The following is a 23984-nucleotide window of genomic DNA, read 5'->3' as shown; positions in this document are numbered from 1 at the left end:
GCCGGGTGTTCATCCTCGAACTGACCTACACCGCCCCGCTGGAGCGCGTCGACGCCCTGCTGCCCGCCCACCTCGCCTGGCTGGAGCGGCACTACGCGGACGGCACCTTCCTCGCCTCCGGCCGCAAGGTCCCGCGCGACGGCGGCGTGATCCTCGCGGTCGCCCCCGACCGGGCCGCCGTCGAGGCGGTCGCCGCCACCGACCCGTTCGTCCCGGCGGGCGTCGTCGCCTACCGGATCACCGAGTTCGTCGCCACCACCGTCGCCCCCGCCCTCGCCGCCCACCGCGAGACCCTGCCGGGCTGACCGCTCGGGGCCGGCCTGGCTCCCGCTCGGGGCCGGCTCAGCTCCGGCTCGCCGACTGCGCCGCGAACGCGCCCGCCAGGACGAGCGCGCCGCCGGCGAGCTGCGGGGCGCCGAGGTGTTCGCCGAGCAGGATCCAGGCCAGCACGGTGGCGACCACCGCCTCCAGGTTGGCGACCACGCCGGCCACCGGCGGGGAGAGGTGCTGGACGGAGACCACGCCGGTCAGGTAGGCCAGCACGGTGGCGACCAGGACCATCCACAGCGCCGGGACCAGCGCGGGCAGCTGGTGGCCGTTCATGCTGACCGAGCGGCCCAGCAGCGACCAGTCGGCGTTCCACGGGCGGGTGGCCGCGGTCAGCAGGACCGCGCCGATCAGCAGGCCGTACGCGGAGACCGCCAGCGGGGCGACCGGGCGCTCGCCCCGGCGGCCGGCGTCGGCGAGGACGAAGTAGCCGACCTGGCAGCAGGCCGCGCCGAGCGCGAACAGCACGCCCAGCGCGTCGAAGGACAGGCCGTTCCAGACCTCGACCACGCAGGCCAGGCCCGCCACCGCGACGCCCGCCCCGGCCATCGCCCGGCGGGAGACCGGCCGGCGCTGCACCAGCCGGACGTAGGCGATCAGCAGCGGCGGGCCCAGGTACTCGATCAGCAGGGCGACGCCCACCGGGATCCGGGAGATCGCCGCGAAGTAGCACGCCTGCACGCCCGCCACCGCCAGCAGCCCGAAGCCGAGCAGCACGCCGGGCCGCCGCAGCACCGCGTCCCGGTGCCGCCAGGCCACCGGGAGCAGCACCAGCGCCGCCCCGGCCACCCGCAGCCAGACGGTGTGCGCGGGGGAGAGCCCGGCCTCGATCAGCGGCTTGGCGGCCGTCCCCGACCCGCCGAAGGCGACCGCCGAGACCAGCGCCAGCGCCAGCCCGAGCGGCACCGCCCGCCGCTTCGCGGCAGCCGGGCGGGAGGCGGCCGGGCGGGAGGCCGGGAGCGGGGCCGTGACCTGGGCGGCCGTGGCGTCGACGGGGACGACGGAGGGGTCCGAGCTGCTGCGCATCGCCGCATTCTGCCAGCCCGGACCCCTCCGCCGTAAGGCGTTACCCCGCCTTTTGCTGCTGATCCCCGAGCAGGCCGCCGGCCCCGCCCAGCCCCGGCGTGCTGCTCGCCGACGGGCTGCGGGTGGCCCCGCCGCTCGGCCGGGCGGACGGCGTCCGGGTCGGCTGCTTGCCGTCCTCGCCGGAACCGGTGCCGGTGCCGGTGCCCGTGCTGGAGCCCGCCCCCGGGCTGGTGCTCGGCCGGCCGGACGGCGTCCGGGTCGGCCGGTCGCCCTCCTCGGCCGGGGCCGTCGCGGCGCCGGTCGACCCGTCCGCCGCCGAGGGGCTCTGGCTCGGCGTCGCGGACGGGCTCGGCACCGCCGAGGGCGCGCTCGCCGCCGGGGCCCGGGTCGGCCCGGCGAAGTCGCCGACCGGCTGCCCGGCCAGCGCCGCCTTCATGTACGCCGTCCAGATCTGCGCCGGGTACTTGCCGCCCGCCGCGCTGCCGGTGCCGCCCACGCCGTCCAGGGTGACCTGCTTGCCGGTGCCCGGCTCCTGACCGAACAGGCCGACCACGGTCACCAGCTCCGGCGTGTACCCGGCGAACCAGACCGACCGCGAGTCGTCCGTGGTGCCGGTCTTGCCGGCCGCCGGGCGGTTCAGCGCGGCCGCCCGGTAGCCGGTGCCGCCCTGGTCCTCGACGACGCCGCGGAGGATCGCGGTGGTCGCCCGGGCCGCGTCCCTGGAGATCGCCTGGACGGCCTTGTGCTCGGGCAGCGCGACGTGCTCGCCGCCCAGCTCCAGGCCCTGCACCAGCCACGGGGTGATCTGCTGCCCGTCGTTGTCCAGCGTCGCGTACACCCCGGCCATGTTCAGCACGCTCGGCGTCGCGGTGCCCAGCGGGACGGACGGCAGCGCGCTCAGGTCCGGCGTGTCGGCGGGCAGGCCGAGCGCCACCGCGGTGGCGCGGACCTTCTCCAGCCCGGTGTCCTGGGCGAGCTGCGCGAACACCGAGTTCACCGACCAGTCGGTGGCCTGCTGCAGGCTGATCTGCCCGTACGAGCGCTCGCCCTCGTTCGGCGGCGCGTACGGGACGCCCTTCGCGCCGCGCACCGCCCGCCGGTTGGTGCCGTCGTACACGGTGTCCGCGGTGATCCGCTCGCCGGACTGGGTGCGCGCCCCGGCGTCCAGCGCGGCCGCCAACGCGATCGCCTTGAAGGTCGACCCCGCCTGGTAGTCGGTCCGGGTCGCGTTGTCGATCCAGTGCTTGGTGGCGTCCGCGCCGCCGTACAGCGCCAGCACCTGCCCGCTCTTCGGGTCCACCGAGACCGCGCCGGCCTGCGCCGCCGCGTCCGCCTTCCGGCTGTCCGGCTTCAGGTTGTCGGTCAGCTGCGCCTGCACCGCGTCCTGCAGCTGCTGCTGCTTCTTCGCGTCGACGGTCAGCGTGATCGTGTACCCGCCCTGGGCGAGCTGCGCGTCCGAGACGATGCCCTGCTCGGTCAGGTACGAGGTCGCCGCGGCCACCAGGTAGCCGGCCTGCCCCGACAGGCCGGGCGCGGACTTCGGCGCCAGCACCTCGGGGAACGCCGTCTGCTGCCGCTCCTCCGCGCCCAGCCACTTCTTCGCGACCATGCCGTCCAGCACGTAGTTCCAGCGCGCCGTGGCCTTCTGCCGGCCCGCCTCGGACGCCGAGGACACGTCGTAGGCGCTCGGCGCGTTCAGCAGCGTCGCCAGGTAGGCGCCCTGCGCGGCGGTCAGCCGGCTCGCGTCCACCCCGAAGTACGCCTGGGCGGCGGCCTGGATGCCGTACGCGCCGCGCCCGTAGTACGAGGTGTTCAGGTAGGAGGAGAGGATCTCGTCCTTGCTCTGCGTCGCGTCCACCTTGATCGCGATGAAGACCTCCTTCACCTTCCGGCTGACGGTCTGCTTCTGGTTCAGGTAGGCGTTCTTCACGTACTGCTGGGTGATCGTCGAGCCGCCCTGGGTCGAGCCGCCGGACGCGGTGGTGAGCGCGGCCCGGGCCATGCCCTTCAGGTTGACCGCGCCCTCCGAGTAGAAGTTGCGGTCCTCCGCGGCCAGCGCGGCGTGCTGCGCCTCGGCGGAGACCTTGTCCAGCGCGACGTTCTGCCGGTTGGTCTGCCCGGTGCGGGCCAGCAGCGAGCCGTCCGAGTAGAGCCAGGTGTTGGACTGGGCGGTGGCGGCCGCGTGCGCGTCCGGCACCTTGACCAGGGCGATGCCGAGGGCGAACAGGCCGACCCCCAGCAGCACCGAGGCGGCCAGCCCGGCCAGTGTCATCCGCCAGGTGGGTATCAGCCGGCGCCAGCCGGTCCGCTTCTTCCGCGTACGAGGCTTTCGAGGCAACGGAGACCTTCCCGCAGGCCCCGGACGGGCTGCTCGCTCGGGCGACGGCGTGAACCTCGCCAGCCTGACTGATCGACTTGTGAGATGTTAGGGACCTATGTCCCATTTCTCCTAAGACGATCTTTAAGTACCGCTTAGCTTCACATCCTCCCCCTTCTCAACGAGCGGGTCGCGCAAGGGACATGGCGACCGGCCCGGAAAACGCCGAAGGCCCCTCGCTCTCGCGAGGGGCCTTCGACCTGTCTGTGCGCCGCCAGGGACTCGAACCCCGGACCCGCTGATTAAGAGTCAGCTGCTCTAACCAACTGAGCTAGCGGCGCTTGCTGACGGAGAGAACATTACACGCTCCCCGACCTGCGGTGAAATCGGATTTCCCGACCCCCGCCGGAGGGCGCCGGAAGGGCCGGAAACGCGGAAAGCCTCCCCGGAGGGAGGCTTTCCGCCGTCTGTGCGCCGCCAGGGACTCGAACCCCGGACCCGCTGATTAAGAGTCAGCTGCTCTAACCAACTGAGCTAGCGGCGCTTGCTGACCTGGAGAACACTACACGTCCCGGCCCGTCCGCCGAAATCGTGACGCCGCCGCTACGCGGCGTCGCCCCCGCGCCGCTCAGCGCGGCGGCGGCAGCCGGTTCAGGAACACCTGGAAGGCGGTCGGCTTCACCGCGTTCGCCCCGTCGAACGGGTAGTTCATCTCCTTGATCGCGATCAGCGACAGCGCGATCAGCCCGGCCAGGCTGAGCACCATCAGCAGGTGCGCCCAGGTGTTGGAGAGGCCGAACAGGAAGGTGAACGCGATGGTGACCACCGCGCCGGCGATCAGCGAGGCCCACAGCAGCGGCGGCACGCAGTCGGCGATCAGGTTCAGCCGGGCCCGGCGCTTGCTGGCCAGGCCGTCCACGTGCTGGATCACGTTCTGGTAGAGCGCCGACTGCTGGTCGCCCTGCGGGTCGAAGGAGAGCGCGCTCTCGCGGATCTTGTACATCAGCGCGGTCGCCGCCGGGTCGCTGTGGTGGTCGGCCATCTCGCGCCACTCGGTGTCCACCACGGCGTGCGCGTAGCTCAGCGTGAGTCCCTCCAGGTCCGCGCCCTGCGGCAGCGGCATCTGCCGGGCCATCCAGTAGACCCCGGCCAGCTCGTCCGCCTCCTCGAAGGTGCTGGCCCGCGCCGTCGTGGTGTTCTCCCAGACCACGATCACCACGAAGGCCACCAGCACCGCGTAGAACGCCCCGACCGCGGCGAAGATGAACCCCGCCACGTCGTTGCAGTTCTCCCGGGCCGGGACCGAGGCGTACCGCTGCACCAGGAGCATCGCCGCGGCCGTGCCCACCAGCGTGCCGACCATGATCACCACGTCGACCCAGTTCACGACCACCCCCGCTTCGCTCGGTGCACGGCTGTGCGCATACGGTCATCAGACCGCGCGGGGGAGGGGCGCGGCGAGCGGGGCTAGCCCGACCGGCCTCCCGAACGGGTGAACGGCGGAGCGGCCGGGCGAGCGGGCGCGGGTGCGGGCGTGGGTGCGGGCCGGGCCGGTCAGTCGGCCGGGCGGAGCCGGACCGGCCAGACCGGCAGGGCGCGGGACGGGTCGTCCAGGCAGACGCCGGTGCGCAGGTCGAACAGGCGCTTGTGCAGCGGGGAGGAGACGGTCGGGGCGCCGTCCACGCTGCCGGTGATGCCGTCGGCGATCGCCCAGGCGTCGGCGAACGGGTCCCGGTTGCCGACCGCCAGCACCTCGCCGTCGGCGGTCCGGAAGACCGCGGCCTGGCCGCCGCCGGGCAGCAGCACGGCGGTGCCGGAGTCGGGTTCGAGCTCCCGGGTGTCGCAGACGGCGATCCAGCGGCCGTCCGGCGTGCCCAGTTCGACGGCGCGGGCGGGTTCGGTGCGGTGCATGGCGACGGGCTCCCCTCGGCGTGAGCGGTTGGGTCTCCTCCTCGAACGGTACGTCCGGCGGCGGGGGCCGGGCAGGGCGGGAAGGGCCCGAACCGGTGGGACGTTGGTCCCGCCGGCCGGACCGTCCGCGGTACGGGGCGCCGGTCGGACGGCGGGCGGCGCTGTCGGGCAGCGCGGTGATCACGAGGATTCCGGGTCCTGCGGTCCACGGGAGCCGTCCCGTGCCCACCCTCGTCCTTGACCTTCCGCGTTGCCCGCGAAGCGCCCTCGTCGTCCGTCCATCCGCAGAGGAATCTATCGGTCCAATTCGGACAGACAGGACAATCAACGCAACACGCGCCGAAACAGGCCAAGTTGTCACTCGGATCGCGCACTGCGGCGTCAACTCTGCCTGACGATTCATCAAAACGGGTGGAACCGCTCCAACCGGCGTGCCGCGTACGGTGCGTGCGCCGCCGACCCCGGGGGTCGGCGCCGTCCACCGCCTGTCGGTGCCGGCTGGGACGCTGGATCGGCCGGCCGGCCCGCCCAGCGCCGGCCCGTCCCCGTCCGCGAACCCGGAGCTGACCGTGCGCCTCGAAGACCTCCCCTACGCCCACCTGCTGCAGCGCCACACCGGGCCGCTGCGGCCGGACGCGCGGTACGACACCGTCCACTTCGACGAGCTGGCGCTGACCGGGCAGTTCGGCGGCGCGCACTTCCTGGAGTGCGCGTTCACCGGGGTGCGGATCGAGGAGGCGAGGCTGCGCCGGGCCGGGTTCAACGAGGTCTGGGTGCAGGGGGCCCGGCTGGTCGGGGTCGACCTGGCGGAGAGCGAGTGGCAGGACGCCGAGGTCGAGGGCAGCGTGCTGGCGGGCGTCTCGGCGTACGGCTCGGCGGTCCGGCGGACGGTGTTCCGGCAGTGCAAGCTGGAGGCGGTCAACCTGCGCGGCGCCGTGCTGCGCGACGTGGTCTTCGAGGACTGCCTGCTGCGCGACGTCGACCTGTCCGACGCGAAGCTCACCGGCGTCTCCTTCCCCGGCAGCACCCTCGACGAGACCCGGCTGCGCGGCGCGACCCTGAAGGACGCGGACCTCCGCGGCGCCGTGTCGCTCGGCCTGCCGGACGGCCACCTCGGGCTGCGCGGGGCGATCCTCTCCACGCACCAACTGCTGGACCTCGCACCGCAGTTCGCGCAGGCCCTGGGAATCTCCGTGAAGGACTGAGCGGCTGCCGTTCACCTCCCGGCCGACCTTGCCGAGCCCGGTGAACAGTCCGCCAACCCTTGCTCCCGGGCCATGACCCGGAGGCCCGTCCTGCGTGAGGATGCTCGGCGTTCGACACGAAGGTGTCTGGACAACATCACCAGCAGCCGAGGGGACGGTCGGGTCGAGATGGCAGAGCTGAGCCGCAGGAAGTTCATGGCGTTGTCGGCGAGCGCGGCGGCCGGGGCGGCCGTCGCGGGCACGGCGGTCGGGGCGGGCGCCGGGCCCGCCGCCGCGGCCGCCGCCGGCACGACCGGGACGATCACGGACGCCAGGCACATCGTGATCCTGATGCAGGAGAACCGCAGCTTCGACCACTACTTCGGCACGCTGAAGGGCGTGCGCGGCTTCGCCGACCGGGCGACCATCCAACTCTCCGGCGGCTACAGCGTGTTCAACCAGCCGAACGTGCTCAGCCGGCAGTACCCGTGGCAGTTCTCGGCGACCAAGCCGGCCGGCGGCGCCGACCCCGAGCGCCTGGCGCAATGCAACGGGGACCTCTCGCACGGGTGGACAGACCAGCACAAAGCGTGGAACAACGGAAAAATGGACTCCTGGGTGTCGGCGAAGGGCAACGTCCGCACCCTGGGCTACCTGACCCGCGCCGACATCCCGTTCCACTACGCGCTGGCCGACAACTGGACGATCAACGACGCCTACCACTGCTCGGTGCTCTCCGCGACCGGCCCGAACCGCACCTACCACTGGTCCGGCCAGATCGACCCGGCGGGCGCGGCGGGCGGCCCGGCGTACGACGGGGGCGACGAGTCCGGCCTGAAGTGGCAGACCTACGCGGAGGCGCTGGAGGCCGCCGGGGTCAGCTGGAAGGTCTACCAGAACGCGTCCGACAACTACGGCGACAACGCTTTGGCCTATTTCGTCCAGTTCTCCGGCGCCCCGGCGGGCAGCGCGCTGGCGGTCAAGGGCATGGGCTCGGTGCCGAAGGCCACCGGCAGGACACCGGACGACATCGTCGCCGCGATCAAGGCGGACGTGCTGGCCGGCACCCTGCCCCAGGTGTCCTGGATCGTGCCGGACCAGGCGTCCTCGGAGCACCCGTACGCGACGCCGGCCGACGGCGCGCACTTCGTGCACAACGTGCTGGACGCGCTGAACGCCGACCCGGCCGTGTTCGACTCCACGATCCTGTTCCTGAACTACGACGAGAACGACGGCTTCTTCGACCACGTCCCGCCGCCGGCCGCCCCGGCCGGCACCCCGGGCGAGTTCTACAGCGGCGTCAACATCGGCCTGGGCTTCCGGGTCCCGATGATCGCCGTCTCGCCGTGGAGCCGGGGCGGCTGGGTCTCCTCGGAGACCTCCGACCACACCTCGGTGCTGCGCTTCCTGGAGAAGTGGACGGCCGCCATCGGCAAGCCCGCGACCTGCCCCAACATCTCGGCCTGGCGGCGGAAGGTCACCGGCGACCTGACCGGCATGTTCGACTTCGCCAACCCGGTGTACGGGATGCCCGCGCTGCCGGACACCTCGCAGACCATCGGGCTGGCCGCCTGCGGGCCGCTGCCCAACCCGGCGCCGGTCGACAACCGGCTGCCGGCGCAGGAGCCCGGCACCCGCCCGGCCCGCGCGCTGCCGTACCAGCCGGTGGCCAACCTGGACCGCCTGGAGTTCGGCTCCGGCGGGGTGACGAAGGTGTGGATCGCGATGGCCAACCAGGGCGCCGCGAGCACCCACTTCGCGGCCTACGCCAACGCCTACCGCTCCGGCGGGCCCTGGCAGTACACCGTCGACCCGGCGGGCGCGACCAGCGACTTCTTCAACTGCGGCACCGGCTACGGCGCGGGCAAGTACGACCTGACGGTGGTCGGCCCGAACCGCTTCCTGCGCCGCTTCACCGGCGACGCCACCGCCGCCGGCAAGACCGCGGCCGTCACCGCCACGTACGCGGCCGCGCCGGACACCGGCAAGCTCGCGCTCTGGTTCAAGCTGGCCAACAACGGCGGCTCGGCGGTGACCTTCACCGTCACCTCGAACGCGTACCGCTCGGACGGCCCGTGGACGTACACCGTCGCGGCCGGGGCCAGCACCAGCGACTACTTCAACGCGGCGGCGTACACCAACGGCTGGTACGACTTCACGGTGACGGTCAGCGGCGACCCGAGCTGGTCGCAGCGGTTCACCGGCCACCTGGAGACCGGCGCGGCGTCGATCTCCGGCTGATCCGGCTGATCCGGCTGATCCGGCTGATCCGGCCGGTCCGCCCGGTCCGGCTGACGGCGGGCCGGGGGGATCAGACGGCGTGCAGGCCGTGCGCGGCGAAGGCGTCGCGCGCGGCCCGCAGCTGTTCGGGGGAGGGGGTCGGGGTGTCGGCGAGGGTGAAGTCCCGGCCGAGCGCCTCCCACTTGGCCTGGCCGAGCTTGTGGAAGGGCAGCACGTCGACCCGGGAGACGTTGCCCAGCGAGGCGGCGAAGGCGGCCACCCCGTCGACGTTCTCGGCCGGGTCGGTCAGGCCGGGCACCAGGACGAAGCGCACCCAGACCTCCTTGCCGAGGTCGGCCAGCCGGCGGGCGAAGGCCAGGGTCGGGTCGAGCCGCTGCCCGGTGACCTTGCGGTAGAGGCCCTGGTCCCAGGACTTGACGTCCAGCAGGACCAGGTCGACGTCGGCGAGCAGCTCGTCGCTCGCCCGGGCGCCGAGGAAGCCGGAGGTGTCCAGCGCGGTGTGCAGGCCGAGTTCGTGCTTGAAGCGGTGGAACAGCTCGCCGGCGAAGTCGGGCTGGAGCAGCGGCTCGCCGCCGCTGACGGTGGCGCCGCCGCCCGCCGCGTGGATGAACGCGGTGTACTTCGACGCCTCGGCGACCACCTCGTCCGCGCCGGTGCGCGTGCCGTTGCGCATCCGCATGGTGTCGGGGTTGTGGCAGTACAGGCAGTTCAGCGGGCACCCGGCGAGGAAGACCACGAACCGGGTGCCGGGGCCGTCGACGCCGGTCGACAGGTCCCAGGAGTGCACCGACCCGCCGGTCTGCGGGCCCACCGGGAGTTCGGCGGGGAGCATGACGGTCATGGCGGTGCCTCCTGGGAGCCGTCGGGACGGGAGCGGGGTCGGGCGGGGGTGTCAGAGCGAGCCGTGGAAGGTGCGGCCGAGCACGTCCAACTGCTGTTCCCTGGTCAGCCGGACGAAGTTGACCGCGTAGCCGCTGACCCGGATGGTCAGCTGCGGGTAGTCCTCCGGGTGCTCCATCGCGTCGAGCAGGGTCTCCCGGTTCAGCACGTTGACGTTCATGTGGAACCCGCCGACGGCCGTGTACCCGTCCAGCACGCCCGCCAGGTTGCGCACCCGCTCCTCCGGGGTGCGGCCCAGCGCGTCGGGCGTGACGGTGTTGGTCAGCGAGATGCCGTCCTCGGCCGCCTCGTACGGGAGCTTGGCGACCGACATCGAGCTGGCCACGTACCCGTGGGTGTCGCGCCCGTTCATCGGGTTGGCGCCGGGCGAGAACGGCTCGCCGGCCCGGCGGCCGTCCGGGGTGGAGCCGGTCTTCTTGCCGTACACCACGTTCGAGGTGATGGTCAGCACCGACTGGGTGTGCTCGGCGTTCCGGTAGGTCGGGTGCTTGCGCACCTTCTTCATGAACTCCTCGACCAGCCACACCGCGAGCTCGTCGGCCCGGTCGTCGTTGTTGCCGTACGCCGGGTACTCGCCCTCGACCTCGTAGTCGACCGCGAGGCCGGTCTCGTCCCGCACCGGGCGGACCTCCGCGTACCGGATCGCCGAGAGCGAGTCCGCGGCGACCGACAGGCCGGCGATGCCGCAGGCCATGGTGCGGCGCACCGCGCGGTCGTGCAGGGCCATCTCCAGGCGCTCGTACGCGTACTTGTCGTGCATGTAGTGGATGACGTTCAGCGCGTGGACGTACGTCTCGGCCAGCCACTCCATCTGCCGGTCGAAGCGGGCCAGCACCTCGTCGTAGTCCAGCACCTCGGAGGTCAGCGCGCCGGTGGCCGGGCCGACCTGGGCGCCGGACTTCTCGTCCCGGCCGCCGTTGATCGCGTAGAGCAGCGTCTTGGCGAGGTTGACCCGGGCGCCGAAGAACTGCATCTGCTTGCCGACCTCCATCGCGGAGACGCAGCAGGCGATCGCGGTGTCGTCGCCGAAGCGCGGGCGCATCAGCTCGTCCGACTCGTACTGCACGCTGGAGGTGTCGATCGACACCCGGGCGCAGAACTCCTTGAAGCCCTGCGGCAGCTTCGGCGACCAGAACACCGTCATGTTCGGCTCCGGCGCCGGGCCCAGGTTGTACAGGGTCTGCAGGTAGCGGAACGAGGTGCGGGTGACCAGCGGGCGGCCGTCGGTGCCGATGCCGCCGATCGACTCGGTGACCCAGGTCGGGTCGCCGGAGAACAGCTCGTCGTACTCCGGGGTGCGCAGGAAGCGGACGATCCGCAGCTTGATGATGAAGTCGTCGACCAGCTCCTGGGCCTCGCTCTCGGTGAGCCGGCCCTCGGCGAGGTCCCGGTCGAGGAAGACGTCCAGGAAGGTCGAGGTGCGGCCGAGCGACATCGCCGCGCCGTTCTGCTCCTTCACCGCCGCCAGGTAGGCCAGGTACAGCCACTGGATCGCCTGCCGGGCGTCCCGGGCCGGGCCGGAGACGTCGTGGCCGTAGCCCAGCGCCATCGTCTTCAGCTCGCCCAGCGCGCGGATCTGCTCGGCCAGCTCCTCGCGCTCGCGGATGGTCTCCTCCAGCGCGCGCGGGTCGGTCGGCGCCGCGTCCAGCGACGCCTTCTCCTCCCGCTTGGCCTCGATCAGCCGGTCCACGCCGTACAGCGCGACCCGCCGGTAGTCGCCGATGATCCGGCCGCGCCCGTAGGCGTCCGGCAGGCCGGTGACGATGCCGGCCTTGCGGGCGGCCCGGATCTCCGGCGTGTAGGCGTCGAAGACGCCCGCGTTGTGGGTCTTGCGGTAGACCGTGAAGACCTTCTCCAGCTCCGGGTCGACCGGGTAGCCGTAGGTCTCCAGCGCCCCCGCGACCATCCGCCAGCCGCCGTTGGGCATGATCGCCCGCTTCAGCGGGGCGTCGGTCTGCAGGCCGGTGATCAGCTCGCTGTCCCGGTCGATGTAGCCGGGGGCGTGCGAGGTGATGGTCGAGGGCGTGTCGTACGAGACGTCCAGGACGCCCTTGGCGCGCTCGGCCGGGAACAGCGCGGTGATCTTCGCCCAGATCCCGGTGGTCCGCTCGGTCGGGCCGGCCAGGAAGGAGCCGTCGCCCTCGTACGGGGTGTAGTTCTGCTGGATGAAGTCGCGGACGTCGATCGCGTCCCGCCACAGTCCGCCCTTGAAGCCGTCCCAGGCACCGCTCCGGGTGCGCTCCGCGTGCTGAGTGCTCATTGCCACTGCTCCCGCCTCGTCGTCCACGAGCACCATTGTGAAACTCTTCACAAAGTCACACGGGCTCGAAAGGTCCTGAATCCGGGGGACCTTGGTCCCCTTCCGTCACACCGCCCGGTCGCCGTAGTACGCCTGGGTCATCAACTGCCGCATGTCCGCCAGCATCGGCATCCGCGGGTTGGCCGGCGCGCACTGGTCCTCGTACGCGGACATCGCCTGCTGCGGCAGCGCCGCCAGGAAGGCCGCCTCGTCCACCCCGGCGTCCTTGAACGAGCGCGGGATGCCCACCCGGTCGCGCAGCTCCTCGACCGCCGCGGCCAGCGACTCCACGCCCTGCTCCGGGGTCGCGGCCGGCAGGCCCAGCATCCGGGCGATCTGCTGGTAGCGCTCCGGCGCCACGTAGCTCTGGTACTTCGGCCAGCTGGTCACCTTGGCCGGCGCCGACCCGTTGTAGCGGATCACGTGCGGCAGCAGCAGCGCGTTGGTCCGCCCGTGCGCCACGTGGAAGGTCGCGCCCAGGGTGTGCGCCATCGCGTGCACCACGCCCAGGAAGGCCGAGCCGAACGCCATGCCCGCGATCGTGCCCGCGTTGTGCATCTTCTCCCGGGCCACCGGCGCGTCCGGCCCGTCGACGACCGCCGCCTCCAGGTTCTCGAAGATCAGCCGGATGCCCTGCAGCGCCAGCCCGTCGGTGAAGTCGTTGGCGTACACCGACACGTACGTCTCGACGCAGTGCGTCAGCGCGTCGAAGCCGGAGTCCGCCGTCACCTCCCTCGGCAGGTGCGTGGTCAGCGCCGGGTCGACGATCGCCACCGTCGGGGTCAGCGCGTAGTCCGCCAGCGGGTACTTCTGGCCGCTCTCCGGGTCGGTGATCACCGCGAACGGCGTCACCTCGCTGCCGGTGCCCGACGTGGTCGGGATGCACACCAGCTTGGCCTTCTCGCCCAGGTCGGGGAAGGTGAAGGCGCGCTTGCGGATGTCGAAGAACTTCTCCTTCAGGTCCGCGAACTCGACCTCCGGGTGCTCGTACATCAGCCACATCACCTTCGCCGCGTCCATCGGCGAACCGCCGCCCAGCGCCACGATGGTGTCCGGCTGGAAGCCGCGCATCAGCTCGGCGCCCTTCTCCACGGTCGCGATGCTCGGGTTCGGCTCCACGAAGTCCACCACCCGCACCTCCACCGGCTCGGTGCGCCGGGACAGCACCTCCCGGATCCGGTCCAGGTGCCCGATCTCCACCATCGTCTTGTCGGTGACCACGACGACCTTGCGGGCGCCCCGCATGTCGGCCAGGTACCTGATCGAGTTGCGCTCGAAGAAGACCTTCGGCGGCACCTTGAACCACTGCATGTTGGTGTTGCGCCGCCCGATCCGCTTGATGTTGACCAGGTTCAGCGCCGAGACGTTCCCCGACACCGAGTTGTGCCCGTAACTGCCGCAGCCCAGCGTCAGCGACGGCAGGAACGCGTTGTAGACGTCGCCGATGCCGCCCTGCGAACTCGGCGCGTTCCAGATGATCCGGCACGCCTTCACCGCGGTGCCGAACTCCTCGACGAACGCCGCGTCCTCGCTGTGCACCGCCGCCGAGTGCCCCAGGCCGTTGAACTCCACCATCCCGGTCGCCAGCTCCAGGCCGTGCGCCCGGCTGTCCGCCCGCAGCACCGCCAGCACCGGGCAGAGCTTCTCCCGGGTCAGCGGCTCGGCCTCGCCCACCCCGCCGACCTCCGCCAGGATGACCGAGGTGTCGGCCGGCACCTCGAAGCCCGCCGCCGCCGCGATCTCCGGCGCCGACCGCCCCACCACCGCCGCGTTCAGCTTCGCGCCCGCGCAGTTCCGGTCCTCGCCGACCCCGAAGACGTACGCCTCCAGCTTCGCCTTCTCCTCCGCCGACGCCAGGTGCGCCTTCAGCTTCCGGAACTCGGCCAGCGCCGGACCGTACACCTCGGCGTCCAGGATCACCGCCTGCTCGGACGCGCAGATCATCCCGTTGTCGAAGGACTTCGACAGCACGATGTCGTTCACCGCGCGCTTCAGGTCCGCGCTCTTCTCCACGTACGCCGGCACGTTGCCCGCGCCGACGCCCAGCGCCGGCTTCCCGCACGAGTACGCCGCCCGCACCATGCCGTTGCCGCCGGTCGCCAGGATCGTCGCCACGTCCTCGTGCCGCATCAGCGCACCGGTCGCCGCCATCGACGGCCGCTCGATCCACTGCACGCAGTGCGCCGGGGCGCCCGCCGCGACCGCCGCGTCCCGGACGATCCGGGCCGCCTCCGCGGAGCAGCGCTGCGCCGCCGGGTGGAAGCCGAAGACGATCGGGTTGCGGGTCTTCAGCGCGATCAGCGCCTTGAAGATCGTCGTCGAGGTCGGGTTGGTCACCGGCGTCACGCCCGCGACCACGCCCACCGGCTCGGCGATCTCGGTGATCCCGTCGATCTCGTCGCGGGAGACCACGCCGACGGTCTTCATCCCCGCCATCGAGTGCGTCACGTTCTCGCAGGCGAAGACGTTCTTCACCGCCTTGTCCTCGAACACGCCGCGCCCGGTCTCCTCGACCGCCAGCGCCGCCAGCCGGGTGTGCGCCGCCAGCGCCGCCAGCGACGCCTTCTTCACGATCCGGTCCACCTTCTCCTGGGTGAAACCGGCGTACTCGCGCAGCGCCTTGCGGCCGTTGCGGACCAGCACGTCGACGGCGGCCGCCGCCTCGGCCGCCTCGACGGCGGCGGGATCGGCAGCGGGGGCGGCGGGGGCGGCGGGGGCGGCGGGGGCGGCGGGGGTCTCGGCGGGGGTCTTCTCGCGGGAGGACATGGGCGCTTCACCTCTTGGGTGCGGCTGCGGGGCGCCCCGGCGGCGCTGCCGGGACCGGCTTGACCCCTCCACCCTCCGTCGGCGGCCGGTAAGGCGGCTACGGCCGTTGGGCGCGAACCCCCCGGGACCAACGGCCTTCTCCCGCCGCCGCGACGGCAGTTCGCGACGGACCCCGGCGGCGGCCGGCGCTGCGCCGGACGGGTGAGTCCGGATCGTCCGGGTGCGACCTCCGCGGGCCGGTGCGAGGGTGGACGGAGCCCGTTGTCCGCGACACCCCGAGGAGGAGACATGGGTCTGAGCGACCAGTTCAAGGACAAGGCGAAGGACCTCGCCGACCAGGCCAAGTCGGCGCTCGGCGACCACGGTTCCAAGGCCGAGGAAGCCGAGCAGAAGGCCCGCGAACAGGCCGAGGGCGCGATCCCCGGCGGCCAGGAGTCCGCGGACGACCAGCAGCAGGAGGGCGAGTCCTCCTGACCCCGCCACCCGGTACGCCCCGACCCCCCGCGGGTCCGCGCGTACCGTGGTGAGGGGGGACGCCCACCCGAGGAGGAGACATGGGCATCTTCGACAGGTTCCGCCACAAGGCGGCCCCGCCGGCCGCCGCACCCCCCGAGGACTCGCCCGAACGCGCCGCCCTCGCCCACGACGAGGCCGCCGACGCCTTCGGGGACCAGGTCGAACGCGCCCGCGACGACGCCGAACGCCGCACCCGCCAGGAGCGCGAGGACCGCGAGGCCGCCGCGAACATGACCGCCGAGGGCGACCCCTGGGGCTGACCCCGCGGCACCGGCCCGCACGCGTACGGAGCACCGGCCCCCGGAGCGGGGCGCCGGCGCTCCGTACGCTGTGACACGGCGGTGACAGTAGGCATACGACACACGGACGTCGGGGCGGAAGTATTTCTTCTGCGCGGGGGAGACGGACCGAGGGAGAAACCGGCCGGCCGAGCGCGCGACCCACACCAGCCGCCACACCCGTATCCCTTGGGGGGAACACCATGAACACCCGCCGGACCGCCTCGTCCGCCGCCATCGCGGCGCTGCTCCTCGCCGCCACCACCGCGGCCGGCGGCACCGCCTGGGCGGAGGCCAAGGCGTCCGTCCCGCCGTGCGCGGACGGGAAGACCGTCCTGCCGGGCGCCGCCCCGGTCGAGGGCGGTCCCGCGCACGAGGGGGAGATCCAGGTCGAGGTCACCGGCGACGCGGAGCCGACCGTCCAGGGCGACACGACGACCTACCGGGTGCGGATCACCGAGACCAACCGGACCGGCGCCGACTACCGGCACGTCACGCTGCTGCCGGTCTACTTCACCCAGCTCGGCGTGATGAACCAGGACAACAGCAAGATCTACTGGGAGCACGGCGGCACCAGCGTCAAGCTGCCCACCCGCCCGGGCTGCGACCCGTCCGTCTGGGCCGACACCGCCGCGCTGGACGTGCCGCTGGCCGACGGCAAGTCGGTCTCCTTCGACCTGCGGATCACCACCCCCACCGCGGTCGCCGAGAAGATCAAGGAGCTCTCGGTGAGCAGCTACGTCCTCGCGGACGGCAAGCAGGTCCAGGCCCACTCCCAGGTCACCATGCCGCGCGTCACCCGGACCGCCCCGCCCACCACGCAGCCCACCGCCCAGCCCACCGCCGAACCGAGCAAGGCCCCCGCGCCCGCCCAGCCCACCGCCGAGCCCAGCAAGGCCCCCGCGGTGACCCCGGTCGGCGCGGCCGGCACCCCGGCCCCGGCCCCGAGCGCCTCGGCCCCCGCGGCGGCCGACGAGGAGCTGGCCTCCACCGGCGGCGGCCGCGGCACCGGCACGCTGGCGGGGATCGGCGCCCTGCTGCTCGCCGCCGGCGGCGCCGTCCTCTACACCGTCCGCCGCCGCCGCACCCGCAACGCCGGCTGACCCCGCGCCACCACCGTCACGGCCGGCCCCGCCCCGGGGCCGGCCGTCCGGCGTTCAGTCCCCGGGCCGGTAGTAGGACTCGATCGGGCGGCGGGCCTCGGCGAGCAGCGCCGGGCCCTCCTGGACGAGGACCGGCCAGTCGCCGGAAGCCGGGTTGAGGTCCACCAACTGCTCGGTGGACAGGGCGAACACCACCCGCCCCAGGCCCGAGCGGACCAGGGCGCCCGCGCACATCCCGCACGGCTGGCAGCTGGTGTAGAGGGTGGTCCGGGCAGCCTCCGCCGGCTCCAGCTCGCGGGCCGCCCAGCGGGCCAGCTTCAGCTCCGGGTGGGCGGTGATGTCGCGCTCGCGCCGCACGGTGTTGTGCGCCTCGGCGAGGACCGCGCCGTCGGCGCCGGCCAGCAGCGAGCCGTACGGGGCGTCGCCCGACTCGACGGCGCGGGCGGCCAGTTCGACGGCGCGGCGCAGCAGGGCCTCGTCGGCGGGGGTGATCACGCGGTGTCCTTCCGGTGGGTGGTGGCGGTCGCGCTCGTTGTCGTTGCTGCGGTGGCTGCCGTCGCTGCGGCCACGGCGGCCAGGTCCCGCCAGGCCGCCTCCGGCCGCCGGGTCTCCTCCGGGTCGCCGTGGTACGGGTCGAGGACCACGGCGTCGGCGCCCAGCGCGCGCAACTCCCGCAGGTCGTCCAGGACCTGCTCCAGGGTGCCGGTCCCGGCCGGGCGGTCCGGGCCGCCGGCCGGCCGGTCGGTCAGCCGGAACGCGAGCCGCGGCGCGAACCCCGGCAGCGGCTGCGCGGCCAGGATCTCCCGCATCGCGGCCAGCGGCAGCCGCAGCGGGTGCCACGCGTCGCCGAACCGGACGGCGCGGCGCAGCGCCGCCGCGCTGTGCCCGCCCACCCAGACCGGGATCCGGGCCGCCCCCGCCGGCCCCGCCTCCCGCAGCACCCGCAGGCACGCGTCCGCCCGCCGCCCGCGCTCGGCGAACGGCACCCCGAGCGCGGCGAACTCCTGCCGGGCCCAGCCGGTGCCCACCCCCAGCACCAGGCGGCCGCCGCTCAGCCGGTCGAGGTTCGCGGCCATCCGGGCGGTCAGCAGCGGGTCCCGGTACGGCAGGACCAGCACCGTGGTGCCGAGCCGCACCCGGTCGGTCAGCCCGGCCAGCCAGGACAGCAGGGTGAACGGCTCGTGGAAGGGCTCCGGGTAGCGCGCCGCCACGTCCGGGGTGACGGCCACGTGGTCGGACACCATCAGCAGGTCGAAGCCCAGCTCCTCCACGGTCCGGGCCCACGCCCGGAGCACGCCCGGATCGGTGCCGGGCCCGAAGTTCGGTACGTTGACGCCCAGTTGCATGCGGCGAGGCTAACCGGGCGACCGGCGGCCGGTGAAGGCCGAATCCCCGGCGAACAGGGCCTTCCGCCGGGAAACCGCCGGTAGCATCGCCGGATGGCCGAGAACCTCGACGACATCGACTGGGCGATCATCGAACAGCTCCAGGCCGACGCCCGCCTCACCCTCAGCGAACTCGGCCGCCGCGTCAACCTCGGCTCCTCGGCCACCGCGGAACGCGTCCGCGCCCTGGAGGCCAGGGGCGTGATCACCGGCTACCACGCCACGGTCGACCTCGGCCGGCTCGGCTACCCCGTGCTCGCCGTCGTCCGCCTCAAGTACCCGGGCAGCCGCCACCAGCCCCTGCACCGGCTGCTCGCCGACCGCCGCGAGATCCTGGAGTGCCTGCGCACCACCGGGGACGACTGCTACACCCTCAAACTCGCCGCCACCTCCATGGAACACCTGGAGTCCCTGGTCGACGAACTCTGCCTCCTCGGCACCACCACCACGAGCGTCGTCTACCGCCAGACCCTCCCCCACCGCGGCCCGCCCCGCCCCTGACCCCCGCCGACGGCTCGTGTCGGCGGTTCGTGTTCTCAGGCCCGGGGCGGGAGTGGGGGGCGGCGGAGGTCGGGGCGGGGGGTGTCGGGGGGTGGGGGTGTGGCGGTGGGGGTGGTGGTGAGGAGGGTGAGGGCGAGGTCGACGGCGGCGGTGAGGTCGGTGTGGTCGCCGCGGGCCCAGTCGTGGGGGGTGCGGATGATCTCGACGTCGGGAGTGACGCCGTGGTTCTCGATGGCGAAGCCGATGCCGGCGGTGAACCAGCTGGCGTTCTTGGGGACGGAGATCTGGGTGCCGTCGCCGAGGGCGTGCCGGCCGGTCATGCCGACGACGCCGCCCCAGGTCCGGGTGCCGACGACGGGGCCGAGGGCGAGGGTCTTGATGGCGGCGATGATGACGTCGCCGTCGGAGCTGGTGGCGTGGTCGGCGAGGGCGACGACGGGGCCGCGGGGGGCGTCGCGGGGCCAGCGGACGGGTTGCCGGCCGCGGGTGAAGTCCCAGGCGAGGACGCGGCGGTGGAGTTTCTCCAGGACGAGTTCGGAGACGTTGCCGCCCGCGTTGCCGCGGACGTCCAGGACGAGGGCGGGGCGGGCGAGTTCGGAGCGCAGGTCGCGGTTGAACTGGGCCCAGCCGGAGCCGCCGAGGTCGGGGATGTGCAGGTAGCCGCACGCGCCGTCGCTGAACTCCCGTACCAGGTGGCGGCGTTTGGCGACCCAGTCCTGGTAGCGGATGGGCCGTTCGTCGGTCAGCGGGGTGACCGCGATCCGCCGGATCCGGTTCTCGTGCCGGACGGTGAGTTCGACGGTGCTGCCGCCCGTTCCGGCGAGCAGCGGGGCGGGGCCGCGGACCGGGTCGGGCGGGCGGCCGTCGACGGCGAGGAGTTCGTCGCCGTCGCGCAGGCCGTGTCCGGCGAGCGGGGCGCGGGCCTTGGGGTCGGAGGATTCGCCGGGCAGGATCCGGTCGACCAGCCAGCGGCCGTCCGGGGCGCGGTGGGCGTTGGCGCCGAGCAGGCCGAGCGGCTGTTGGGCGAGGGCCGGGCCCTCGCCGCGCCGGGCGGGGGTGACGTAGGCGTGCGAGGTGCCGAGTTCGCCGAGGAGTTCGCGCAGCAGGTCGGCGAAGTCGTCGGGGGAGGCGATCCGGTCGAGCAGGGGTGCGTACTGGGCGGTGAGGGCGGGCCAGTCGAGGCCGCACATGTCCGCGTCCCAGAACTGGTCGGCGACCACCCGGGCGGCCTCGGCGTACGACTGGCGCCACTCGGCGGCGGGGTGGACGGTGTGGGTGATCCGGCGGAGGTCGACGGCGAGCGGGGCGGTGGGGGCGGCCAGCGGGTAGAGCTTGAGCGCGCCGGCCGAGAACACCGAGAGGGCCGAGCCGTCGGCGGAGACCGCGAAGCCGTCGAGCTGGTCGACCAGGGTGGTGCGGCGGCCGCGGGCCAGGTCGAAGTGTTCCAGGGCGGGGCGGCCGGAGGTGTCCTCCGGGTTGGCGAAGGTCTGGCCGAGCGCCCCGGAGATCGGCCAGCGCAGCCAGACCACGCCGCCGCGGACCGCCGCCGTCGCCGAGTACTTGGAGGCGATCACCGGGAACGGCACCAGCCGGCCGCCCAGGCCCTCCTCGTCGACGTGCACGGTGCCGTCGCCGGTGGCCTCCTCCGGGTCCAGGCCGACCGGCGGCCGGCCCTCGGCGGGCGAGGCGAACGGGGACGGGGTGCCGGCGGCCAGCGGCACGAGGTACGGGCGGCAGCCGAGCGGGAACGACAGGTCGCCGGTGTGCACGTCGTGCACCGGGTCGAAGCCGCGCCAGGACAGGAACACCAGGAAGCGGCCGTCCCGGGTGAACACCGGGTGCTCGTCCTCGAACCGGCCGTCGGTGACCTCGACCTTCTCCTCCGGCCGGTCGGCGCGGGCCAGCCGGACCGCCCGCAGCGAGCGGCCGGCGACCGGCTCGGACCAGGTCAGCCAGCGCGAGTCGGGGGAGAAGGACGGGCTGGAGACCGGCCCGTACCGGGAGGCGGTGACCTCGGTGACCGCGCCGTCGGCGGTGTCCACCAGCAGCAGCCGCCCGTCCGAGCAGGCCACCGCGAGGCGCCCGCCGTCGGGGGCGGCGGCCAGCTCCTGGACCCGGCCGATCCGGCCGCCCGCGATCCGCCGGTGCGGCGGGCGCTCCTCGGCGGCGTCCTTGCCGGGCAGCGCGGCCAGCTCGATCGCGTCCGGGCCCTCGGCGTCGGTCACCCAGGCGGCCCGGTTGCCGTAGCCGAGCACCAGCGGCAGCCGGCAGCGCACCCCCGGCGTGTCGGCGAGCACCCGGGCCGGGCCGTCGCGGTGGGTCAGCCAGTACAGCGAGCCGCGCACGTTCAGCACCCCGGCCCGGCCGGTGGCGTCGCAGGCCAGGTCCTTGACGTTGGTGGCGGCGCTGACCTGGTACGGCCGCCGCCCGGCCCGGGCGCCGCCGAGCGGCACGTCCAGCCGGCGCGGCGCCGGGGCGTCCAGCGAGTCGAGCAGCCAGACGTCCCCGGCGTGCTGGTACACCACCCGGACGCCGTCGGTGGCGGCCTCCCGGGCGTAGTACGCGGCGTGGTCGGTGTGCCGGCGCAGGCCGGTGCCGTCCGGGCGGACCGAGTACAGGTTGCCGACGCCCTCGTGGTCGGAGAGGAACGCGATCCGGGTGCCGTCGGCGCAGGTCACCGGCATCGGCGAGGCCAGGTGCCCGGGCAGGCCGGGCAGCAGCTGGTCGTGGTCCACCCAGAGCCGGCCGGTCGCGCCGCCCCGGTAGCGCTTCCAGAACGCGGGCTCGTGCGGCGCCGCGTCGGTCAGCAGCACGGTGTGCCCGGCGCCGACCTGCGCGTCCGCGACCGGCCCCCACGGCAGCCGCCGCCCCGGCGCGCCGTCGGCCGGCAGCTCCCACGCCCAGGCGTAGTGCGCGAACGGCTCGTGGTAGGAGGTGACCGCCAGCACCTCGCCGTTCGGCAGCCAGCCGCGCACCCGGGTGTCCTGGCTGCCCCAGTACGTCAGCCGGACGGCCTCGCCGCCGTCGACCGGCGCGGTGAACACCTCCGGGGTCAGCGCCGACCAGCTCGTCCAGGCCAGCGCCGCGCCGTCCGGCGACAGCCTGGGGTGGCTGACCCTGGTCCGGTCCGCGCTCACCCGCCAGGCCCGGCCGACCGCGCCGTCCGCGGCCAGCGGCGCGACCCAGACGTCGTCCTCCGCGGTGAAGGCGAGCAGCCCGCCGCGCACATGGGGGTACCGCAGGTATCCGGACACCCCTCCATGGTTCGATCAGCCGCCGGAGCCCGCAAACGCGGCCGGCTCCGGCGGGCCCCGCGGGGCCCGCCGGAGGGGCTGACAGCGGGTCATCGAACCGTGCTCTCCGGTCCATTGACAGGGAGGAGTCACAGCCGCTTCAGTGGTCTAGTCCAACTCCTGGGTGGGTGCCGGTGCGGCGGCACGCTCCCGGCCGGGAACCCCACAGTCCGGCGGACGGAGGAGGGCGTCCCCCACACAGAGGCAGGAGCATCCCCACATGCACACTCCCCGCAGGAAGCGGCTGCTCGCCGCCGGAACCGCCTGGGCGGTCGCCGCCACCGGCGCCGTCGCCCTCAGCTTCGGCCTGGCCGGGTCGGCCTCGGCCGGCGAGTTCCTGGTCAACGGCGGCTTCGAGACCAACGCCCTCAGCCCCTGGACCTGTACCGGCTCCACCGGCTCCGTGGTCACCGGCCACGCCCACTCCGGCACCTACGCGCTCGCGGGCGCCGCGTCCGCGTCCGACACCGCCCAGTGCACCCAGACCGTCGCGGTCGCCCCCAACACCACGTACACGCTCAGCGCCTACGTCAACGGCGCCTACGTCTACCTCGGCGTCAACGGCGGCACCTCGACCTGGACGCCGAGCACCGGCGGCGCCTACCAGAAGCTCGCGGTCAGCTTCACCACCACCGCCACCCAGACCTCCGCCACCGTGTTCACCCACGGCTGGTACGGCCAGGGCACCTACTACGCGGACGACATCTCGCTGGACGGCCCCGGCGCGCCCGCCTCGCCCTCCGCCAGCGCGTCCCCCTCCATCCCGGCCTCGCCGTCGCCGTCGACCTCCGCCTCGGCCTCGCCGTCCAGCTCGGCCTCCGCGTCGCCGTCGACCTCGACCTCGGCCAGCCCGTCCCCGTCCACCTCGGTGCCGCCCACCGGCAGCCACGCCCTGGTCGGCTACCTGCACGCCAGCTTCGCCAACGGCGCCGGCTACCTGAAGATGGCCGACGTCCCCGACAGCTGGGACATCATCGACCTGGCCTTCGGCGAGCCGGACTCCATCACCGGCGGCACCATCCACTTCAACCGCTGCCCGGTCACCGAATGCCCCGGCGTCGAGTCCGACGCCGACTTCAAGGCGGCCATCGCCGCCAAGCAGGCCAAGGGCAAGAAGGTCCTGCTGTCGATCGGCGGCCAGAACGGCGAGGTCCAGCTCACCACCACCGCCGCCCGCGACAACTTCGTCAACTCGGTCTCCGCGATCATCGACAAGTGGGGCCTCGACGGCCTCGACATCGACTTCGAGGGCCACTCGCTGTCGCTCAACACCGGCGACAACGACTTCAAGAACCCCACCACCCCGGTCATCACCAACCTGATCTCCGCGGTCAAGTCCCTCAAGGCCAAGTACGGCGCGAAGTTCCAGCTCACCATGGCGCCGGAGACCTTCTTCGTCCAGCTCGGCTACCAGTACTACGGCTCGGGCCCCTGGGGCGGCCAGGACCCGCGGGCCGGCGCCTTCCTGCCGGTCATCTACGGCCTGCGCGACGACCTCACCCTGCTGCACGTCCAGGACTACAACTCGGGCTCGATCATGGGCCTCGACAACCAGTACCACAACATGGGCGGCGCGGACTTCCACATCGCGATGACCGACATGCTGCTCACCGGCTTCCCGGTCGCCGGCAACACCAACAACATGTTCCCGGCGCTCAAGCCCTCGCAGGTCGCGATCGGCATGCCCGCCAACACCTACGCCGGCAACGGCTACGTCGCCCCGGCCGTGGTCAACCAGGCGCTCGACTGCCTCACCAAGGGCACCAACTGCGGCTCCTACACCCCGCGGGCCGGCAAGCAGCCGAACCTGCGCGGCCTGATGACCTGGTCGATCAACTGGGACAACTACAACAACAACGAGTTCTCGAAGAACTTCCACAGCTACTTCGGCTGAGAACCGCCGCAGCAGCAGTGACGGAGCCGGTCGTTCCCAGCGC

General features: G+C 73.3%; 18 protein-coding genes and 2 tRNA genes. 8 read left to right on the top strand and 12 right to left on the bottom strand.

All coding sequences use genetic code 11. The features are described from left to right. The first annotated feature begins 5 nt into the window (after positions 1 to 5). Complete coding sequence (locus tag KSE_RS13670) at positions 6 to 305, top strand: YciI family protein (protein ID WP_014135901.1); 300 nt, start codon at positions 6 to 8, stop codon at positions 303 to 305. Positions 306 to 342: 37 nt separating this feature from the next. On the opposite strand, the gene KSE_RS13665 is transcribed toward KSE_RS13670, so the two are convergent. From KSE_RS13665 to nirD, 6 genes are all read right to left on the bottom strand, one after another. Then, positions 343 to 1353 carry an EamA family transporter gene (locus tag KSE_RS13665; protein WP_014135900.1) on the bottom strand — a complete coding sequence of 337 codons (1011 nt, stop codon included), beginning with the start codon at positions 1351 to 1353 and terminating at the stop codon, positions 343 to 345. Positions 1354 to 1393: 40 nt separating this feature from the next. Further along, a complete protein-coding gene (locus KSE_RS13660) occupies positions 1394 to 3625 on the bottom strand; it encodes a transglycosylase domain-containing protein (RefSeq protein WP_014135899.1) in 2232 nt (743 codons plus the stop codon). Between the two features lie 312 nt (positions 3626 to 3937). Further along, positions 3938 to 4011, bottom strand: a tRNA-Lys gene (locus KSE_RS13655). Between the two features lie 129 nt (positions 4012 to 4140). Then, positions 4141 to 4214: transfer RNA gene (locus tag KSE_RS13650), tRNA-Lys, on the bottom strand. A gap of 84 nt (positions 4215 to 4298) precedes the next feature. Then, entirely contained in the window at positions 4299 to 5057 is a 759-nt protein-coding gene (locus KSE_RS13645; protein ID WP_197540712.1) for a bestrophin-like domain, read from the bottom strand. Between the two features lie 167 nt (positions 5058 to 5224). After that, the gene (nirD, locus tag KSE_RS13640; protein ID WP_014135897.1) at positions 5225 to 5581 is read right to left on the bottom strand and encodes a nitrite reductase small subunit NirD; all 357 of its coding nucleotides are present in this window, start codon (positions 5579 to 5581) and stop codon (positions 5225 to 5227) included. A 569-nt stretch (positions 5582 to 6150) separates the two neighbouring features. Between nirD and KSE_RS13635 the strand changes: the two genes are divergently transcribed. After that, complete coding sequence (locus KSE_RS13635; RefSeq protein WP_231873165.1) at positions 6151 to 6786, top strand: pentapeptide repeat-containing protein; 636 nt, start codon at positions 6151 to 6153, stop codon at positions 6784 to 6786. Positions 6787 to 6954: 168 nt separating this feature from the next. Then, entirely contained in the window at positions 6955 to 9006 is a 2052-nt protein-coding gene (locus KSE_RS13630) for a phosphocholine-specific phospholipase C (RefSeq protein ID WP_014135895.1), read from the top strand. 70 nt (positions 9007 to 9076) lie between these two features. Here the strand turns inward: KSE_RS13630 and pflA are convergent, their stop codons facing one another. The 3 genes from pflA to adhE all read right to left on the bottom strand — a co-directional run bounded on the left by pflA (position 9077) and on the right by adhE (position 14971). Further along, positions 9077 to 9847, bottom strand: a complete 771-nt coding sequence (pflA, locus tag KSE_RS13625) for a pyruvate formate-lyase-activating protein (protein WP_014135894.1) — start codon at positions 9845 to 9847, stop codon at positions 9077 to 9079. A 51-nt stretch (positions 9848 to 9898) separates the two neighbouring features. Continuing rightward, positions 9899 to 12166: a formate C-acetyltransferase gene (pflB, locus tag KSE_RS13620; RefSeq protein WP_014135893.1), complete on the bottom strand. Its 2268-nt coding sequence runs from the start codon at positions 12164 to 12166 to the stop codon at positions 9899 to 9901. A gap of 105 nt (positions 12167 to 12271) precedes the next feature. Beyond that, on the bottom strand, positions 12272 to 14971 hold the full coding sequence (adhE, locus tag KSE_RS13615) for a bifunctional acetaldehyde-CoA/alcohol dehydrogenase (protein ID WP_014135892.1): 2700 nt from the start codon (positions 14969 to 14971) through the stop codon (positions 12272 to 12274). Positions 14972 to 15259: 288 nt separating this feature from the next. On the opposite strand from adhE, the gene KSE_RS13610 reads away from it, so the two are divergent. The 3 genes from KSE_RS13610 to KSE_RS38360 all read left to right on the top strand — a co-directional run bounded on the left by KSE_RS13610 (position 15260) and on the right by KSE_RS38360 (position 16868). Then, complete coding sequence (locus KSE_RS13610; protein ID WP_014135891.1) at positions 15260 to 15445, top strand: hypothetical protein; 186 nt, start codon at positions 15260 to 15262, stop codon at positions 15443 to 15445. Positions 15446 to 15525: 80 nt separating this feature from the next. Further along, on the top strand, positions 15526 to 15747 hold the full coding sequence (locus tag KSE_RS13605) for a hypothetical protein (RefSeq protein WP_014135890.1): 222 nt from the start codon (positions 15526 to 15528) through the stop codon (positions 15745 to 15747). 221 nt (positions 15748 to 15968) lie between these two features. Next, positions 15969 to 16868 (top strand): LPXTG cell wall anchor domain-containing protein, encoded by a 900-nt coding sequence (locus KSE_RS38360; RefSeq protein ID WP_014135889.1) that lies wholly within the window; start codon positions 15969 to 15971, stop codon positions 16866 to 16868. Positions 16869 to 16922: 54 nt separating this feature from the next. On the opposite strand, the gene KSE_RS13595 is transcribed toward KSE_RS38360, so the two are convergent. Together KSE_RS13595 and KSE_RS13590 are read right to left on the bottom strand one after the other, a co-directional pair. Continuing rightward, positions 16923 to 17363 (bottom strand): nucleoside deaminase, encoded by a 441-nt coding sequence (locus KSE_RS13595; protein ID WP_014135888.1) that lies wholly within the window; start codon positions 17361 to 17363, stop codon positions 16923 to 16925. Next, on the bottom strand, positions 17360 to 18214 hold the full coding sequence (locus tag KSE_RS13590; protein WP_014135887.1) for an LLM class flavin-dependent oxidoreductase: 855 nt from the start codon (positions 18212 to 18214) through the stop codon (positions 17360 to 17362). Before KSE_RS13590 ends, KSE_RS13595 begins: the two co-directional genes overlap by 4 nt. Before the next feature lie 93 nt (positions 18215 to 18307). Here KSE_RS13590 and KSE_RS13585 point away from each other — a divergent pair, with 93 nt between their 5' ends. After that, positions 18308 to 18754, top strand: a complete 447-nt coding sequence (locus KSE_RS13585; protein ID WP_014135886.1) for an Lrp/AsnC family transcriptional regulator — start codon at positions 18308 to 18310, stop codon at positions 18752 to 18754. A gap of 35 nt (positions 18755 to 18789) precedes the next feature. On the opposite strand, the gene KSE_RS13580 is transcribed toward KSE_RS13585, so the two are convergent. Next, on the bottom strand, positions 18790 to 22008 hold the full coding sequence (locus tag KSE_RS13580; protein ID WP_041293890.1) for a S41 family peptidase: 3219 nt from the start codon (positions 22006 to 22008) through the stop codon (positions 18790 to 18792). Between the two features lie 259 nt (positions 22009 to 22267). Between KSE_RS13580 and KSE_RS13575 the strand changes: the two genes are divergently transcribed. Further along, on the top strand, positions 22268 to 23941 hold the full coding sequence (locus tag KSE_RS13575; RefSeq protein ID WP_014135884.1) for a chitinase: 1674 nt from the start codon (positions 22268 to 22270) through the stop codon (positions 23939 to 23941). Positions 23942 to 23984 lie beyond the last annotated feature (43 nt).

Source organism: Kitasatospora setae KM-6054 (assembly GCF_000269985.1).
Classification (GTDB): Bacteria; Actinomycetota; Actinomycetes; order Streptomycetales; family Streptomycetaceae; genus Kitasatospora; species Kitasatospora setae.
Note: the sequence above shows the minus strand (reverse complement) of the source record. Positions and strands in the feature narration are given on the sequence as shown.

Coding starts and splice junctions, on each gene's coding strand:
- KSE_RS13665 (WP_014135900.1), bottom strand. CDS start 1,353: ATGCGCAGCAGCTCGGACCCCTCCGTCGTCCCCGTCGACGCCACGGCC.
- KSE_RS13660 (WP_014135899.1), bottom strand. CDS start 3,625: ATGACACTGGCCGGGCTGGCCGCCTCGGTGCTGCTGGGGGTCGGCCTG.
- nirD (WP_014135897.1), bottom strand. CDS start 5,581: ATGCACCGCACCGAACCCGCCCGCGCCGTCGAACTGGGCACGCCGGAC.
- KSE_RS13630 (WP_014135895.1), top strand. CDS start 6,955: ATGGCAGAGCTGAGCCGCAGGAAGTTCATGGCGTTGTCGGCGAGCGCG.
- pflA (WP_014135894.1), bottom strand. CDS start 9,847: ATGACCGTCATGCTCCCCGCCGAACTCCCGGTGGGCCCGCAGACCGGC.
- pflB (WP_014135893.1), bottom strand. CDS start 12,166: ATGAGCACTCAGCACGCGGAGCGCACCCGGAGCGGTGCCTGGGACGGC.
- adhE (WP_014135892.1), bottom strand. CDS start 14,971: ATGTCCTCCCGCGAGAAGACCCCCGCCGAGACCCCCGCCGCCCCCGCC.
- KSE_RS13610 (WP_014135891.1), top strand. CDS start 15,260: ATGGGTCTGAGCGACCAGTTCAAGGACAAGGCGAAGGACCTCGCCGAC.
- KSE_RS13605 (WP_014135890.1), top strand. CDS start 15,526: ATGGGCATCTTCGACAGGTTCCGCCACAAGGCGGCCCCGCCGGCCGCC.
- KSE_RS38360 (WP_014135889.1), top strand. CDS start 15,969: ATGAACACCCGCCGGACCGCCTCGTCCGCCGCCATCGCGGCGCTGCTC.
- KSE_RS13590 (WP_014135887.1), bottom strand. CDS start 18,214: ATGCAACTGGGCGTCAACGTACCGAACTTCGGGCCCGGCACCGATCCG.
- KSE_RS13585 (WP_014135886.1), top strand. CDS start 18,308: ATGGCCGAGAACCTCGACGACATCGACTGGGCGATCATCGAACAGCTC.
- KSE_RS13575 (WP_014135884.1), top strand. CDS start 22,268: ATGCACACTCCCCGCAGGAAGCGGCTGCTCGCCGCCGGAACCGCCTGG.